Below are 15,581 nucleotides of genomic sequence, written 5' to 3' on the forward strand. Positions count from 1 at the left end.
CCCCGAAGGTACTCGGCAACCTACGTTCCGCGACAGATCAGGTCCTCAGAGGTCATACGCCGTGGGGTGGCGCGGCTGGTACAGCCCCACCTCGCCGGCGCCGGGCACCTTGATCGTGGTGAGCAGCCCCCAGCCGGCGTCGGTGACCTCCCCGACGATCTCGACGCCCTTCGCCTTCAGGTCCGCCACGGTCGCCTCGAGATCGTCACACATCAGGTACAGCTCCACCGTGCCACTGTCGGCCGGCTCGGTCGGATGCACGGCCAGCTCCGCCGGCGGCGACTTGAAGATCAGCCACCCGCCACCGGCGTCCACATGCGACAGCCCAAGCACGTCCCGGAAGAACGTCCGGGCCGCCTCCGGATCTGAGGCGTAGATGATCGAGTGCGCACCAGTGATCATCACGCGAACCTATCTACCAGTGGAACCCGCGAGTCAACCGGGCCAGCGCGGCGGCGGCCGCGGACAGGTGCCGCTCGCCCTTGCCGATCTTGACCCGGCCGGAGCCACCGGCCGCGGTGGAGTCGGGGAAGATCCGGTAGCCCTGGTAGGCGATGGCGTTGACGACGCCGGGTGCCACCGCGTACGCGGCCTGGATCATGAAGCCGGTCGGTGTGCCGATGTGCTTGGGGCGCTTGCACAACGCCTCCAGGACCATGCCCGCGGCCTGCTCCGGGGACTTGGTCGGGAACGCGTCGTAGATCCGGGTCGGCCGGATCATCGGTGTGCGCACCAGCGGCATGTGCACGGTGGTGAACGTGATCCCGGCGCCGTGCGTCTCGGTCGCCACGATCCGGCTGAAGTAGTCCAGCGCCGCCTTGGACGCCACGTAGGCGGAGAACCGCGGCGCGATGCCCTGCACGCCGATCGACGAGACGTTCACGATGTGCCCGAACCGCCGCTCCACCATGTGCGGCAGCAACGCGAGAATCAGCCGCACCGCGCCGAAGTAGTTGATCGCCATGGCCCGCTCGTAGTCGTGCATCCGGCCGTAGGACAGCTGCACGGAGCGCCGGATCGACCGGCCGGCGTTGTTCACCAGCATGTCCACGCTCGGCTGCTCGGCCAGCATCTGGGCGACCATCTTGTCCACGGCCTCGCCGTCGGTCAGGTCGCACGGGTAGATGTCCGCGTGCCCGCCGGCCGCCTCGATCTCCGCCCGCACCTCCTCCAGCTCGTGCTGCCGGCGCGCGACCAGCAGCGGCACCCCGCCCGCGGCCGCCACCTTCAGCGCGGTGGCCCGCCCGATACCGGAGGACGCCCCGGTGATCACCACCCGCCGGCCGTCCAGCTCGCCGCGGCCACCGTGCCGGCGGGCCCGGAACGGGTCCAGGTGCTCGCGCCAGTACCGCCACAGCACGTCCGCGTATTCGGACAGCTGCGGCATTTCGATTCCGCTGCCCGCCAACGCGTCGCGGGTCGCCTTCGAGTCGAACTTCGGCTCGAAGGTGAGCGTGGTCAGCAGTTCCGGCGGGATGCCGAGCCGGTCCAGCACGGCGTCCCGGGCGATCGTCACGCCGGGCACGTGCTCGGCCAGCTTGACCAGGTTGAGCAGCGGCTTGGTGATCCGCGGGTCGAGCTCGGCGGTGGCCACCGGCGCGCCGGCCGCGCGGGCGAACGCGTTGTAGACGTAGCGCGCCGACTGCGGCTCCGGGTTGACCAGGTGGAACGCGTGGCCGTCCAGGCCCGGCTGGTTGACCAGGTAGGCCATGGCCGCCGCCACGTAGTCGACCGGGACGATGTTGGTGTCGCCGATGTCCGGGAACACCAGCGGCACGCTGGGCAGCGACGTCAACCGGGAGAGCCCGGCGAAGAAGTAGTACGGCCCATCGATCTTGTCCATCTCGCCGGTGACCGAGTCGCCGACGACCACCGCCGGGCGGTAGATCCGCCACGGCACCTCGGACTGGGTGCGTACCAGCCGCTCCGACTCGAACTTGGTCCGGTGGTACGGGGTGGGCAGGCGCTGGCCGGCGTCGAACATCTCCTCGGTGAACCGGCCGCGGTGGTCGCCGGCCACCGCCACCGACGACACGTGGTGCAGGCACCGGGCGCCGATCGCGGCGGCCAGCTCAACGACATGTCGCGTGCCGTCGACGTTGGCCGCGGCGCTGGTCTCGTCGTCCGCGGTGAGGTCGTACAGCGCGGCCAGGTGCACCACGTGATCGATCTTCTCCGGCAGCCGGTCGTCGGCGATGCCCAGCCGTGGCCGCGAGACATCGCCGACGACCGTCCTGATCTTCTCCGGGTTGGGCCAGGTGCTCGCCAGCCGGGCCAGGCGCTCCTGGGACTGCTCGCGCACCAGCAGGTACACCGCGTCCGTGTCCGGTCGGCGCAGCAACTCCGCGACGAAGTGCCGGCCGATCAGCCCGGTCGCTCCGGTTACCAGATACGTCGCCATGGCACGAGCCTCCCGCACTTGTCCAACCAGGACAACGCGGGCCGAGCTCAGCAGTTGCGCAGCTCCGGGCTCTGGTTGAGCAGCTGGTCGCGCGGCGAGATGAACGCCTGGTACTCCGGACCGCCGACCATGTACGGCGCGAACGCGGCCACCCGGTGGCAGTTCTGGAACGCGAGCTTCACGCCGAAGTGCCGCTCGAGCCCGCCGCGGATGGCGTCGGAGGCCATGGCGCGCAGCAGCTGTCCGCGCTCGGTCTCGCTGGGCGGTGGGATGGTGTTGTCGGCGAACGGGGCACCGCCGTCGCGCACGCCCATGGCCACCTCGCTGACCACCTGCCAGGCGTACGGCAGGGAGTTCCGCACGCAGTCGACGAACGCGGCGTCGTCGACCTCCCCGCGCTCGGCCCGCTCCAGCAGGGCGGTGGGTACGTCGAGGGACATCGCTACCTCCGGGTTTCTCGGATGAGCCGGACAATCAAGTGGTAGCGGTTTTCATTATCCTTCTCAAGGGGTGACACTCGAACGGGGCAGCTACTGGACCTGTGCCTTCGGCAGTGCCCGGAAGCTGTCCAGCACGGCCGGATCCTGCAGCCGCAGCCACTCGATCACCTCGGAGTAGGTGGCGCAGACCGTCTGCGGCTTGCCGCACACCTCACTCATGAACTGCTCCGCGGCGTTGCTGAACGCGTTCCCGGCCCAGTCGTTGAAGTGGTTGCCGACGACGATCGGGGCACGGTTGCCGGCGGTGGCGACCTGGTAGGCCGCCCGGTAGGTGTCCAGCGTGATCTTCGTGAACTCCGGGCCGCGGGCCGGGTCGTCCCTGGCCTTGTTCATGGCGTACCACAGGTTGTAGTCCATCATGATCACTTTGCGGTTGGTCAGCGCCTTCACCCGGACCAGCGGCATCCAGAACGCCCAGACCCCGTTCTGCTTCTCCGGCCAGGCCAGGCCGTCGGAGACCTGGCTGGCGTCGTAGGTCATGCCGCGCCGGGCCAGCACCGGCAGCAGCTGGTCGAACTTCCCCTCCAGGCACGGCGTGCGCCCGCCCTTGATCATGTTGCCGGCGACGCGCAGCCCCTTCGTGGCCGCGTCGTGCAGGAAACCGAAGAACTGGTCCAGCTCGCTGGTCCACTGATCCGCGGACCACACGCCGACGCTGGGTTCCATGCCCTTGCAGAAGTGCCCGTTGTAGTGGGTGCCGATCTCGTGGCCGGCGGCCGCGGCGGCGTTGAGGTCCTCGATCCGGGTGCGGATCTCCTCGTCCGTGCCGCCGAACCCGATCGCCGAGGCGCCCGGCTTGTGCCCGGGCCCGACGTAGCTTTCCTTGCGGTTGTGCGGAAGAAGGTAGACACCGGAGAGGAATCCGGTCACGTGCGCGTTGACCGACCTGGCGGTGGCGAGCACCCGCTGCCAGTGCTCGTGCGAGCCGACGCCGTCGAAGGAGAACAGCACGAACTGGGGCGGCAGCTCGCCGGGGCCGAGCCGGTGCAGCCAGGCCGGCGGGGCGGGCGCTGCGGAGCCTTGCGACGGGGTCGAGCCGTCGGCGGCTCCGGGCGGGGGCACGGTGCCGAGCACGACCAGGACCAGGAAGGTGAGGGCGAGTGCGACGCCGAGCCCGATCGCCCCCCATCTTCGGTGCGTTCTCATTCGGCAACCCCCGCGCGTTCATCGCACAGCGTAACCATGATCGTTTCTGGATCCGGGCAGCGACACGGCTGTGTGACCCCCGGCCTGGTTTGTCCAGTCACGCAAGTCGGACAGGACTACTGTGAGCGGGGTCGCGCTTCGTGGGTAAAGTGGGCTTTACTCGGACGGGAACCAGCCGGCATTGCCGGTCGTTGAACCCGATGCAGGCGCCATCAGGCTCCAGGAGGATCAGGTGCGTTCTACGAGCAATCCCGCGTTCCGCAACCTGCCGCGCGGAGGTTTCGGCGGCGGTTACGCGGGCTTCCAGTCCCAGGCGGGCGGCTACCCGGTCGAGCCGGGTCACGGCTATGCCCCGCCCACCACCGGCGACCGCCCGATGACCGTGGACGACGTGGTCACCAAGACCGCGGCCACGCTGGGTACGGCCCTGGTCGTCGGCGTGATCACCGCCGTCGCGGTGCTGACCGGCGCCATCACCCCATGGCCCCCGATGATCATCGGTTTGCTGGTCGGCTTGGTGCTGTCGCTGGTCATCATCTTCAGTTCGACACGGAAGGCGCCGAACCCGGCCCTGGTGCTCGCCTACGCGGCCGCGGAGGGTCTGTTCCTCGGCGCGATCACCGGCGTGTTCGAGTACCTCTACCACGGCATCGCGTTCCAGGCGATCCTCGGCACGGCGCTGGTGTTCGGCACCATGCTGGTGGTCTACAAGACCGGTGCGGTCAAGGTCACACCCAAGCTGACCAAGTGGATCATCGGTGCCACCATCGGCGCGGCCGGTCTGATGTTGATCAACCTGCTGCTCTCGCTGTTCGGCGTGAACACCGGACTCCGCGAAGCCGGCCCGCTCGGCATCATCATCAGCCTGCTGTTCATCGGCATCGCGGCGTTCAACTTCCTGCTCGACTTCGACATGGCCGACCAGATGATCCGCTCCGGCACCCCCTCCAGGTACGCCTGGTACATCGCCTTCGGCCTCATGGTCACCCTGGTCTGGCTCTACCTCGAAATCCTCCGCCTCCTCTCCTACCTGCAACAGGACTAACCCCGCACAGCACCCACGCCAAGGGGCGCCCCGCCACCCGGCCGGGCGCTCCTTTTTTCCTACGTCGTGAGCCGCGAGTTGGACGCTCCAGCAACCGAGTCGTACGTTCCAGCAACTGAGTTCGACGCACGGGCAACTGAGTTGTACGGACCGGCCGCGTGATCTCGTTCCCTTGCACGGCATGGGTTGGGTGATCAAGAAACGCGTCCCGGCCGACGCCGCGATCCTTCGGTCGCACGAAGCCGTGCGCGGCCCGCCGCAGAGGGTCCCGAGTGTCGAACTCACTTGCTCGAGTGTCGAACTCGCGTGCCTGAGCGTCGAACTCAGTTGCCTGAGGGTCGAACTCGCGGGCTGGACCTTGGGTTCCCCCGCGATTCGGGTGCGATTGGTGGGTCCTACACTTGGGCCGCAGCCTTGTGGAGTGATGCACAGGTTAGTGGGTTAGCTTGTGAAGATTTTCACAAGCGGGCCGATCGGGCGGGTTAGGGGTGCCTAACACGCGAGGTCGAGGTGGGCAACCCCTAGGGTGCGAGCGAGGAGCGGGGAAAGGACGACGAGGGTGTCATTGGTCGAGGGTCTGGGCCCCGCGCTGGCCCAGCAGGACGTGTCGTCGAGCCTGAGTTTGAAGGTCTACCTGCCGCTCGTGTTGCTGTTCGCGCTGGCGGCGGCGTTCGCGATCTTCTCCGCGGCGCTGGGGCCGCTGCTGGGCCCGCGGCGGTACAACCGGGCGAAGCTCGAAGCCTACGAGTGCGGCATCGAGCCGTCGCCGCAGCCGATCATCGGGGGCGGGCGGGTACCGGTCGCCTACTACCTGACCGCGATGCTGTTCATCCTGTTCGACATCGAGATGGTGTTCCTCTACCCGTTCGCGGTCGCCGCGGACGCGCTCGGGATCTTCGGCCTGGTGGAGATCTTCCTGTTCATCGCGACGGTCGGCTTCGCCTACGCCTACGTGTGGCGGCGCGGCGGACTCGACTGGAACTAAAGGGGAAGCCAATGGGCATCGAGGAGAAGCTCCCCAACGGAATCCTGCTGGCCAGCTTGGAAAAGCTGGTCAACTGGGGGCGGAAGAACTCGCTCTGGCCGGCCACCTTCGGGCTCGCCTGCTGCGCCATCGAGATGATGACCACCGGCGGCCCGCGGTACGACATCGCCCGGTTCGGCATGGAGGCGTTCCGGGCCAGCCCACGGCAGGCCGACCTGATGATCGTCGCCGGCCGGGTGACCAACAAGATGGCCCCGGTGCTGCGCCAGATCTACGACCAGATGGCCGAGCCGCGCTGGGTGCTGGCGATGGGCGTGTGCGCGTCCTCCGGCGGGATGTTCAACAACTACGCGGTGGTGCAGGGCGTCGACCACATCGTGCCGGTGGACATGTACCTCCCCGGCTGCCCGCCCCGCCCGGAGATGCTGCTGGACGCCATCCTCAAGCTGCACGCCAAGATCATGGACGAGCCGATCAACGCCCGCCGCGCCCAGCTCCGCGCGGAGTCAGGCGCGCGCACCGAACTGATCGCGTCCTCCAAGAAGTTCGCCAAGAAGTGAGCGCACACAATGTTGGACACTGCGGCGCGTAGCGCCACGATGAGCGGGTGGGGGCGGGGCTGAGGATGGTTGACCAGACCAAGCCCGAGCCCGGCGGTGAGCAGTCCAGTGTGGACCGTCCGGCCGAGGGTCTCCAGCCGGCGGCCGGCATCGGGCAGCCGGCCGAGCACCAGGCACCGGTGATCGCCGGGCGGGAACGCAAGGGCATGTTCCGGGTCGGCGACGCCGGGGACACCAGCGGCTTCGGCGGCCTGCGGCTGCCGGCCTACAGCCCCGCGCCGGCCGAACGCCCCTACGGCGGCTGGTTCGACGAGTTCGTCGACGACCTCGCCGTCGCCTTCCGCGAGCGGAGCATCCCCACCGAGGCCGTCCAGCAGATCACCGTCGACCGCGGTGAGATCACGTTCTACCTGCGCCGCGAGGACCTCGTCCGGGTCTGCAAGGCGCTGCGCGACGACGCCGCGCTGCGCTTCGAGCTGTGCAGCTCGGTGTCCGCCGTGGACTACGGCGAGGACGTGCCGCAGCGGCTGCATTCGGTGTACCACCTGACATCCATGACGTTCCGGCGGCGGATCCGGCTCGAGGTCGCGGTCGACGTGGACGATCCGCACGTGCCGAGCGTCGTCGAGATCTACCCGACGGCCGACTGGCACGAGCGGGAGGCCTGGGACATGTTCGGGATCGTCTACGACGGGCACCCGGCGCTGACCCGGATCCTGATGCCGGACGACTGGGACGGGCACCCGCAGCGCAAGGACTACCCGCTCGGCGGCATCCCGGTGGAGTACAAGGGCGCCGAGATTCCTCCCCCGGACCAGCGGAGGGCCTACTCATGACGTCGCGCGACGACGCACGCTTTTCCGCGGAGGAGCCAGTGGGCTCTGCGTATGCGGGCACAAGGGAAACCACCGAGGGCCGGATCTACACGGTCACCGGCGGCGACTGGGACGAGGTGCTCGAGGACGCCATCGCCGACGAGCGCATCGTGATCAACATGGGTCCGCAGCACCCGTCCACGCACGGTGTGCTCAGGCTGGTGTTGGAGCTCGAGGGCGAGACGGTCACCCAGGCCCGGTCGGTGATCGGCTACCTGCACACCGGCATCGAGAAGAACTGCGAGTACCGCACCTGGACCCAGGGCGTCACGTTCGTGACCCGGGCGGACTACCTGTCGCCGCTGTTCAACGAGGCCGCCTACTGCATGTCGGTGGAGAAGCTGCTCGGCGTCGAGGCGCCCCGCCGCGCGCAGGTGATCCGGGTGCTGCTCATGGAGATCAACCGGATCGGCTCGCACCTGGTCGCGCTGGCCACCGGCGGCATGGAGCTGGGCGCGCTGACCGCCATGACCGCGGGCTTCCGCGAGCGCGAGGAAGTGTTGCACCTGCTGGAGTTCCTCACCGGGCTGCGGATGAACCACGCGTTCATCCGGCCCGGCGGCGTGGCCCAGGACCTGCCGTCCGGCTACGAGCAGACGGTGCGCGACTTCATCAAGGTGATGGACTCCCGGCTGCCCGACTACGACAAACTCCTGAGCGGGCAACCGATCTGGAAGAACCGGCTGATCGGCATCGGCTACCTGCCGGTGGACGCCTGCCTCGCGCTCGGGGTGACCGGCCCGATCCTGCGCTCCGCGGGCCTGGCCTGGGATCTGCGCAAGACCGAGCCGTACCTGGGCTACGAGGAGTACGACTTCGAGGTGCCGACGGCCAACGACGCCGACGCGTACGCCCGGTACCTGCTCCGGGTCGAGGAGATGCACCAGTCGCTGCGGATCATCGCGCAGTGCCTGGACAAGCTGGAGCCCGGCCCGACCATGGTGGCGGACAAGAAGATCGCCTGGCCGGCCCGGCTGACCATCGGCGCGGACGGCATGGGCAACTCGCTCGAACACGTCCGCAAGATCATGGGTCAGTCCATGGAGGCGCTGATCCACCACTTCAAGCTGGTGACCGAGGGCTTCGAGGTGCCGCCGGGCCAGGTGTACGTGCCGGTCGAGTCGCCGCGCGGCGAGATGGGCTACCACCTGGTGTCCGACGGCGGCACCCGGCCGCTGCGGGTGCACGTCCGGGATCCAAGCTTCGTCAACCTCCAGGCCATGCCGGCGATGTCCGAGGGCGGCATGGTGGCGGACGTGATCGCGGCGATCGCGTCGATCGACCCGGTGATGGGAGGCGTTGACCGGTGAACGGAGACCGGGCCCGGGGGCTGACCCACGGCGGCTCGAGCGTGGGCGCGGGGCAGACCTGGGCGGCGGCCGAGCGGGAGGCGACGGCCACCGAGCTGTCCACGCTGAGCGAGGCCGGGGACGCGACCCTGACCACACCGTCCACTTCGGACCTGAGCGTGTTCGGTCCGGACATCGTGGACAAGGCGCGGCAGATCATCGCGCGGTACCCGGAGAGCCGCTCGGCGCTGCTGCCGATGCTGCACCTGGTGCAGTCCGTGCAGGGCTACGTGAGCCGGGCCGGCATCGAGTTCTGCGCCGCGCAGCTCGACCTGGCCACCGCCGAGGTGAGCGCGGTCGCCACGTTCTACACGATGTACAAGCGCAGGCCCTGCGGTGAGCACCTGGTTTCGGTGTGCACCAACACGATGTGTGCGATGCTCGGCGGCGACGAGATCTTCGCCAAGCTCCGCGAACACCTGGGCACGCCCAAGAAGCCGCTGGCCAACGAGGACACCGCGGGCAGGCCGGGGGAGCCGGGCTCGGTCACCATCGAGCACGCGGAATGCCTGGCGGCGTGCGACTTCGGCCCGGTGCTCCAGGTCAACTACGAGTTCTACGACAACCAGACCCCGGAGTCCGCGGTGGCGCTGGTGGACGCGTTGCGGCGCGGGGAGAAGCCGGCGCCGACCCGGGGCGCGCCGCTGACCGACTGGCGCACGGTCTCCCTGGAACTGGCCGGTTTCTACCCGGAGGACGAGGACGTGTTCCGGTCCCAGGTGGACGGACCGTCGGCGGCCGGGGAAACCCTGCGCGGCGCCCAACTCGCGCAGGACCGCGGGTGGACCGCTCCGACCATGCCGGACGACGCACCCTTGCCGTCAGTAGACAAGACGGGGGCCAAGTGATGTCGCGGCAATCAAGGCGACCACGGAGCGTGCCCCGGCCGGAGGCACGGAATCGCGGTGGCAGGGCGCCGTACCACGACAACGTGACGTTGACGGTCGTCGCCCTGCCGGAGCGATTTCGTCGGCACGCAAAGCCGCGGCAAGACCGCGCTGGAAAGAAGTAGAGGGCCGACATGGCAGACCCGTTGACCCCGGTGCTCACCAAGCGCTGGCTCTCGCCGAACTCGTGGACCCTGCAGACCTACGAGCAGCTCGAGGGATACACGGCGCTGCGCAAGGCACTCAAGGGCACGCCCGAGCAGCTCGTCCAGCTGGTCAAGGACTCCGGCCTGCGCGGCCGCGGCGGCGCCGGGTTCCCGGCCGGGGTCAAGTGGAGCTTCATGCCCACCAACGAGGACAAGCCGCACTACCTCGTGATCAACGCCGACGAGGGCGAACCGGGAACCTGCAAGGACATCCCGCTGATGATGGCCGATCCGCACTCGCTGATCGAGGGCTGCGTCATCGCCGCCTACGCCATCCGCTCGCACCACTGCTTCATCTACGTGCGCGGCGAGGTGCCGCACTGCATTCGCCGGCTCAACGCGGCGGTCCGGGAAGCGCGCCAGGCCGGCTATCTGGGCACCGACATCCTCGGCTCCGGTTTCGACCTGGAGATCACCGTGCACGCCGGCGCGGGCGCGTACATCTGCGGCGAGGAGACCGCGCTGCTGGACTCCCTGGAGGGTAAGCGCGGCCAGCCCCGGCTCAAGCCGCCGTTCCCGGCGGCCGCGGGGGCGTACGGCATGCCGACCACGGTCAACAACGTGGAGACCATCGCCAGCGTCCCGTTCATCGTCAACGGTGGCGCGGACTGGTTCCGCAGCATGGGCACCGAGCGCTCGCCCGGGCCGAAGATCTTCTCGCTGTCCGGCCACATCGAGCGGCCCGGCCAGTACGAGGCCCCGCTCGGCACCACCCTGCGCACCCTGCTGGACATGGCCGGCGGCATGAAGGACGGCATCCCGCTGAAGTTCTGGACGCCGGGCGGCTCGTCTACGCCGCTGTTCACCGCTGAGCACCTGGACGTCCCGCTGGACTTCGAGGGCGCCGCGGAGGCCGGCTCGATGCTCGGCACCACCGCGCTGATGATCTTCAACGAGACCGTCAGCGTGCCCTGGGCCGTGATGAAGTGGACCGAGTTCTACGAGCACGAGTCCTGCGGCAAGTGCACCCCGTGCCGGGAAGGCACCTTCTGGCTCAAGGGGATCCTGCGCCGGATGGTGGCCGGCAAGGGCACCGAGGCCGACATCGACACGATGCTGGACATCTGCGACAACATCCTCGGCCGCTCGTTCTGCGCGCTCGGTGACGGCGCGGTGAGCCCGATCGTCAGCGGCATCCAGTACTTCCGCGACGAGTTCCTGGCGCTGCGCGAGCAGCAGAGCAAGACCTGGAAGACCCAGCCGGCGCTGGCAGGAGCGAAATGACTGTCATTTCGGACGCACCAGAGGAGAAGACCGAGCAGGCCCCGGTTCCCGAGGGCCATGTCCGGCTGACGATCGACGGCGTCGAGGTGATCGCGCCCAAGGGCGAGCTGATCATCCGCACCGCCGAGCGGATGGGCGTGGTGATCCCGCGGTTCTGCGACCACCCGCTGCTCGAGCCGGCCGGTGCCTGCCGGCAGTGCCTGGTCGAGGTGGAGATGGGCGGCCGGCCGATGCCGAAGCCGCAGGCCTCCTGCACGATCACGGTGGCCGACGGCATGGCTGTGAAGACGCAGCGCTCCTCGCCGGTGGCGGACAAGGCGCAGCAGGGCGTGATGGAGCTGCTGCTGATCAACCACCCGCTGGACTGCCCGGTCTGCGACAAGGGCGGCGAGTGCCCGCTGCAGAACCAGGCGATGCGCCACGGCCGGGCGGACTCCCGGTTCGTGGAGCCGAAGCGCACGTTCGCCAAGCCCATTCCGGTGTCCACCCAGGTGTTGCTGGACCGCGAGCGGTGCGTGCTCTGCCAGCGCTGCACCCGGTTCTCCGCGCAGATCGCCGGCGACCCGTTCATCGAGCTGCTCGAGCGCGGCGCCCAGCAGCAGATCGGGATCGCCGAGGGCAAACCGTTCCAGAGCTACTTCTCCGGCAACACCATCCAGATCTGCCCGGTCGGCGCGCTGACCAGTGCGGCGTACCGGTTCCGCGCCCGCCCGTTCGACCTGGTGTCCACGCCCGGCGTGTGCGAGCACTGCGCGGTCGGCTGCGCCACCCGCTCGGACTGGCGGCGCGGCAAGGTGACGCGCCGCCTGGCCGGCGACGAGCCGGAGGTCAACGAGGAGTGGAACTGCGACAAGGGCCGGTTCGCGTTCCGCTATGTCACCGCGTCGGACCGGTTCACCAAGCCGCTGGTGCGCGACGCGGAGACCGGTGAGCTGGTTCCGGCGTCGTGGACGGACGCGCTGCGGATCGCCGCCGAGGGGTTGACGAAGGCCCGCGACGGCAAGGGCGTCGGGGTGCTCACCGGCGGCCGGCTGACCGTCGAGGACGCCTACGCCTACGGCAAGTTCGCCCGGATCGCCCTGCAGACCAACGACATCGACTTCCGCGCCCGGCCGCACTCGGCCGAGGAGCTGGCGTTCCTGGCGTCCACCGTGGTCGGCACGTCGCCGGAGAGCGGCGGGGTGACCCACCGTGGGCTGGAGGCGGCGCCGGCCGTGCTGTGCGTGGCGCTGGAGCCGGAGGAGGAGGCGCCGGTCCTGTTCCTGCGGTTGCGCAAGGCCGCGCGCACCGGCCGGACCCAGGTGTTCCACATCGGACAGTGGACGAGCCCCGGCGTGACCAAGAGCCTGGGCACGCTGCTGTCCTGCCTCCCGGGTGGCGAGGCGGCCGCGGTGTCGGGTCTCGCCAAGCACGCCCCGGATGTGCACGACGCGCTCTCCGGCGACGGCGCGGTGGTGCTGGTCGGCGAGCGGGCCGCCGAGGTCCCCGGCCTGTTCTCGGCCCTGCTGAGCCTTTCCGCGGCGACCGGTGCCCGGCTGGCCTGGGTGCCGCGCCGGGCGGGCGAGCGGGGCGCGCTGGACGCCGGCGCGGTGCCGAACCTGCTGCCGGGTGGCCGGCTGGTCACCGACGTGTCCGCGCGCGCCGAGGTCAGTCACCTGTGGGGCCTGCAGCCGGGCGCGCTGCCGACCGAGTCGGGCCGGGACACCACCGGCATCCTCACCGCGCTCGCCGGCGGCAACCTGGACGGGCTGCTGATCGGCGGCGTCGACCCGAACGACCTGCCCGATCCGGAGCTTGCCGGGCGGGCGCTGTCCCGGGCCGGTTTCGTGGTCAGCCTGGAGCTGCGGCCGACCGCGGCCACCGCGCACGCCGACGTCGTGCTGCCGGTGGCACCGGCGGCCGAGAAGTCCGGCAGCTACGTCAACTGGGAGGGCCGCCGCCGGGAGTTCGCGGTCACCCTGGAGCGCACCGGCGCGCTGTCCGACTGCCGGGTGCTGGACACGCTCGCCGTCGAGATGGACGTGGACCTGTTCACCCAGACCCCGCAGGCCGCGGCCGCCGACCTGGCCAAGCTGCCCGCGGTGAGCCGGGTGGCCGCGACGCCGTCCACCCCGGCCGCCCAGCCCGCGCCGCCGAAGAGCGACGCGCAGGCGCTGCTCGCCACCTGGCATCAGTTGCTGGACAACGGTTCGCTGCTGGTGGACGAACCGCACCTGGCCGGCACCGCGCGCCCGGTGGTGGCCCGGCTCTCGGCGAGCACCGCGGAGGTCCTCGGCGTGGCCGGCGCACCGACGGTGACGGTGAAGACCGAGCGCGGCGCCGTCACGGTCCCGGCCGAACTGGCCGATGTGCCGGACGGCGTGGTCTGGCTGCCCACCAACTCCGGCCTGTCGACCGTGCGGGCCACGCTCGCGGCCGGTCACGGAAGTGCCGTCACCGTGACCGCCGAGAATCTGCTCCCCGGATCCGTCCACAATGGAGGATCGGAATGACCAGAGCCGAACTGCTCGCCGACGACCCGATCTGGCTGATCCTGATCAAGGCCGTGATCCTGCTGCTGCTCGGGCCGGTCATGACCATGTTCATGATCATCTGGGAGCGCAAGGTCGTCGCGAGGATGCAGCAGCGCCCGGGCCCCAACCGGGTCGGCCCGAACGGCTGGCTGCAGTCGGTCGCGGACGCGATCAAGCTCCCGTTCAAGGAGCAGATCATCCCGGAGACCGCCGACCGCAAGGTGTACTGGCTGGCGCCGATCCTCTCCACGATCCCGGCGATCCTGGCGTTCTCCGTGCTGCCGTTCGGCCCGGAGGTGTCCATCTTCGGCGAGCGCACCGTGCTGCAATTGGTGGATCTGCCGGTCGGCGTGCTGGTGATCCTGGCCTGCTCGTCCCTCGGCGTGTACGGCATCGTGCTGGCCGGCTGGTCCTCCGGCTCGCCCTACCCGCTGCTCGGCGGGCTGCGCTCGGCCGCCCAGGTGATCTCCTACGAGATCGCCATGGGCCTGTCCATCGTGGCCGTCGTGCTCTACACCGGCTCACTGTCCACAGGGGACATCGTGGTCGCGCAGCACGGCCTCTGGTACGGCCTCGCGCTGGCCCCGAGCTTCGTGATCTACCTGATCTCCATGGTCGGCGAGACCAACCGGGCCCCGTTCGACCTGCCCGAGGCCGAGTCTGAGCTGGTCGGCGGCTTCCACACGGAGTACAGCTCGATGAAGTTCGCGCTGTTCTTCCTGGCCGAGTACGTCAACATGGTGATCGTCTCGGCGTTCGCCACGACGCTGTTCCTCGGCGGCTGGATGGCGCCCTGGCCGATCTCGCTGATCAACCACAACTACTTCAACACCGGCTGGTGGCCGCTGCTCTGGTTCTTCGGCAAGACGCTGGTTTTCCTGTTCGTCTACATCTGGCTGCGCGGCACGCTGCCCCGGCTGCGCTACGACCAGTTCATGCGGATCGGCTGGAAGATGCTGGTGCCGCTGAACCTGGTGTGGATCGTGGCGGTGACTGCGATCCGGGCGTTCCGCAACCAGGGCATCACGTCGGGCCAGGCCATCCTGTTCGGCGGGGTCGCGCTGGTGCTGCTGATCGGCGTGGTGCTGCTGCTGCCCGACCGGGCGGTGCCGCAGGACGACGACGCGGTGCCGATCACCGGCGGCGGCTACCCGGTGCCGCCGCTCGACCTGAAGGTGCCCGGCAAGCCCAAGCGCAAGGCGGTGAAGGCGCGGCAGGCCCGGCGGGAGCGGGCCCGGGTCGGGGCCGGGACCGCCGGTACCGGCGGCACTGCCGGCGCCGAGGAGAGGGAGACCGACTGATGGCCATGTTCGACGGGCTCAAGGGCTTCGGCGTCACCTTCTCGACCATGTTCAAGAAGGTGGTCACCGAGGAGTACCCGGAGGCCGGTGCCCCCGCCGCACCCCGCTACCACGGCCGCCACCAGCTCAACCGGCACCCGGACGGGCTGGAGAAGTGCGTCGGCTGCGAGCTGTGCGCCTGGGCCTGCCCGGCCGACGCGATCTTCGTCGAGGGTGGGGACAACACCGACGAGGAGCGTTACTCGCCGGGTGAGCGCTACGGCATGGACTACCAGATCAACTACCTCCGGTGCATCGGCTGCGGCCTGTGCATCGAGGCCTGCCCGACCCGCTCGCTGACCATGCTCAACGACTACGAGCTGGCCGACGACAACCGGCAGGACCTGATCTGGACCAAGGAGCAGCTGCTCGCCCCGCTGCTGCCCGGCATGGAGCAGCCGCCGCACGAGATGCGCCTCGGTGAGTCCGAACAGGACTACTACGTCAACGGCAAGCAGCTCGCCCGCAAGTGGGGCTACCCCGACCCGGTAGGGGAGGAGCACAAATGACCGCCATGAATGCCACATATGGGTCGTCCAGTGCCCCGAAT

Annotated in this window: 14 protein-coding genes; 10 read left to right on the forward strand and 4 right to left on the reverse strand. The window is 69.5% G+C overall.

All coding sequences use genetic code 11. The features are described from left to right. Positions 1-45: 45 nt before the first annotated feature. The 4 genes from VGR06_RS28610 to VGR06_RS28625 form a co-directional block, all read right to left on the reverse strand. On the reverse strand, positions 46-402 hold the full coding sequence (locus tag VGR06_RS28610) for a VOC family protein (RefSeq protein WP_327562254.1): 357 nt from the start codon (positions 400-402) through the stop codon (positions 46-48). A gap of 13 nt (positions 403-415) precedes the next feature. Continuing rightward, positions 416-2,401, reverse strand: coding sequence for an SDR family oxidoreductase (locus tag VGR06_RS28615; protein WP_327562255.1), 1,986 nt, complete (start codon positions 2,399-2,401; stop codon positions 416-418). A 47-nt stretch (positions 2,402-2,448) separates the two neighbouring features. Then, positions 2,449-2,841, reverse strand: coding sequence for an SCO5389 family protein (locus VGR06_RS28620; RefSeq protein WP_327562256.1), 393 nt, complete (start codon positions 2,839-2,841; stop codon positions 2,449-2,451). A gap of 90 nt (positions 2,842-2,931) precedes the next feature. After that, positions 2,932-4,047: a polysaccharide deacetylase gene (locus VGR06_RS28625; protein ID WP_327562257.1), complete on the reverse strand. Its 1,116-nt coding sequence runs from the start codon at positions 4,045-4,047 to the stop codon at positions 2,932-2,934. A gap of 232 nt (positions 4,048-4,279) precedes the next feature. On the opposite strand from VGR06_RS28625, the gene VGR06_RS28630 reads away from it, so the two are divergent. The 10 genes from VGR06_RS28630 (at position 4,280) to nuoI (ending at position 15,540) form a co-directional block, all read left to right on the forward strand. After that, the gene (locus VGR06_RS28630; RefSeq protein WP_327562258.1) at positions 4,280-5,092 is read left to right on the forward strand and encodes a Bax inhibitor-1/YccA family protein; all 813 of its coding nucleotides are present in this window, start codon (positions 4,280-4,282) and stop codon (positions 5,090-5,092) included. A gap of 565 nt (positions 5,093-5,657) precedes the next feature. Then, positions 5,658-6,077 carry an NADH-quinone oxidoreductase subunit A gene (locus tag VGR06_RS28635; RefSeq protein ID WP_414637358.1) on the forward strand — a complete coding sequence of 140 codons (420 nt, stop codon included), beginning with the start codon at positions 5,658-5,660 and terminating at the stop codon, positions 6,075-6,077. An 11-nt stretch (positions 6,078-6,088) separates the two neighbouring features. Then, positions 6,089-6,637 carry an NADH-quinone oxidoreductase subunit B family protein gene (locus tag VGR06_RS28640; protein ID WP_327562259.1) on the forward strand — a complete coding sequence of 183 codons (549 nt, stop codon included), beginning with the start codon at positions 6,089-6,091 and terminating at the stop codon, positions 6,635-6,637. A gap of 65 nt (positions 6,638-6,702) precedes the next feature. Beyond that, positions 6,703-7,473 (forward strand): NADH-quinone oxidoreductase subunit C, encoded by a 771-nt coding sequence (locus VGR06_RS28645; RefSeq protein WP_327562260.1) that lies wholly within the window; start codon positions 6,703-6,705, stop codon positions 7,471-7,473. After that, entirely contained in the window at positions 7,470-8,822 is a 1,353-nt protein-coding gene (locus VGR06_RS28650) for an NADH-quinone oxidoreductase subunit D (RefSeq protein ID WP_414637357.1), read from the forward strand. Before VGR06_RS28645 ends, VGR06_RS28650 begins: the two co-directional genes overlap by 4 nt. Before the next feature lie 152 nt (positions 8,823-8,974). Beyond that, on the forward strand, positions 8,975-9,709 hold the full coding sequence (gene nuoE / locus VGR06_RS28655) for an NADH-quinone oxidoreductase subunit NuoE (protein ID WP_414637359.1): 735 nt from the start codon (positions 8,975-8,977) through the stop codon (positions 9,707-9,709). 173 nt (positions 9,710-9,882) lie between these two features. Next, positions 9,883-11,178, forward strand: a complete 1,296-nt coding sequence (gene nuoF / locus VGR06_RS28660) for an NADH-quinone oxidoreductase subunit NuoF (protein WP_327562262.1) — start codon at positions 9,883-9,885, stop codon at positions 11,176-11,178. Continuing rightward, positions 11,175-13,670, forward strand: a complete 2,496-nt coding sequence (locus VGR06_RS28665; protein ID WP_327562263.1) for an NADH-quinone oxidoreductase subunit G — start codon at positions 11,175-11,177, stop codon at positions 13,668-13,670. Before nuoF ends, VGR06_RS28665 begins: the two co-directional genes overlap by 4 nt. Continuing rightward, the gene (gene nuoH, locus VGR06_RS28670) at positions 13,667-14,992 is read left to right on the forward strand and encodes an NADH-quinone oxidoreductase subunit NuoH (RefSeq protein WP_327562264.1); all 1,326 of its coding nucleotides are present in this window, start codon (positions 13,667-13,669) and stop codon (positions 14,990-14,992) included. Before VGR06_RS28665 ends, nuoH begins: the two co-directional genes overlap by 4 nt. Next, complete coding sequence (nuoI, locus tag VGR06_RS28675; protein ID WP_327562265.1) at positions 14,992-15,540, forward strand: NADH-quinone oxidoreductase subunit NuoI; 549 nt, start codon at positions 14,992-14,994, stop codon at positions 15,538-15,540. The genes nuoH and nuoI overlap by 1 nt, the downstream gene beginning before the upstream one ends. Positions 15,541-15,581: the final 41 nt, after the last annotated feature.

The organism is Actinophytocola sp. (assembly GCF_036002505.1).
Taxonomy (GTDB): Bacteria; Actinomycetota; Actinomycetes; order Mycobacteriales; family Pseudonocardiaceae; genus DASYTH01.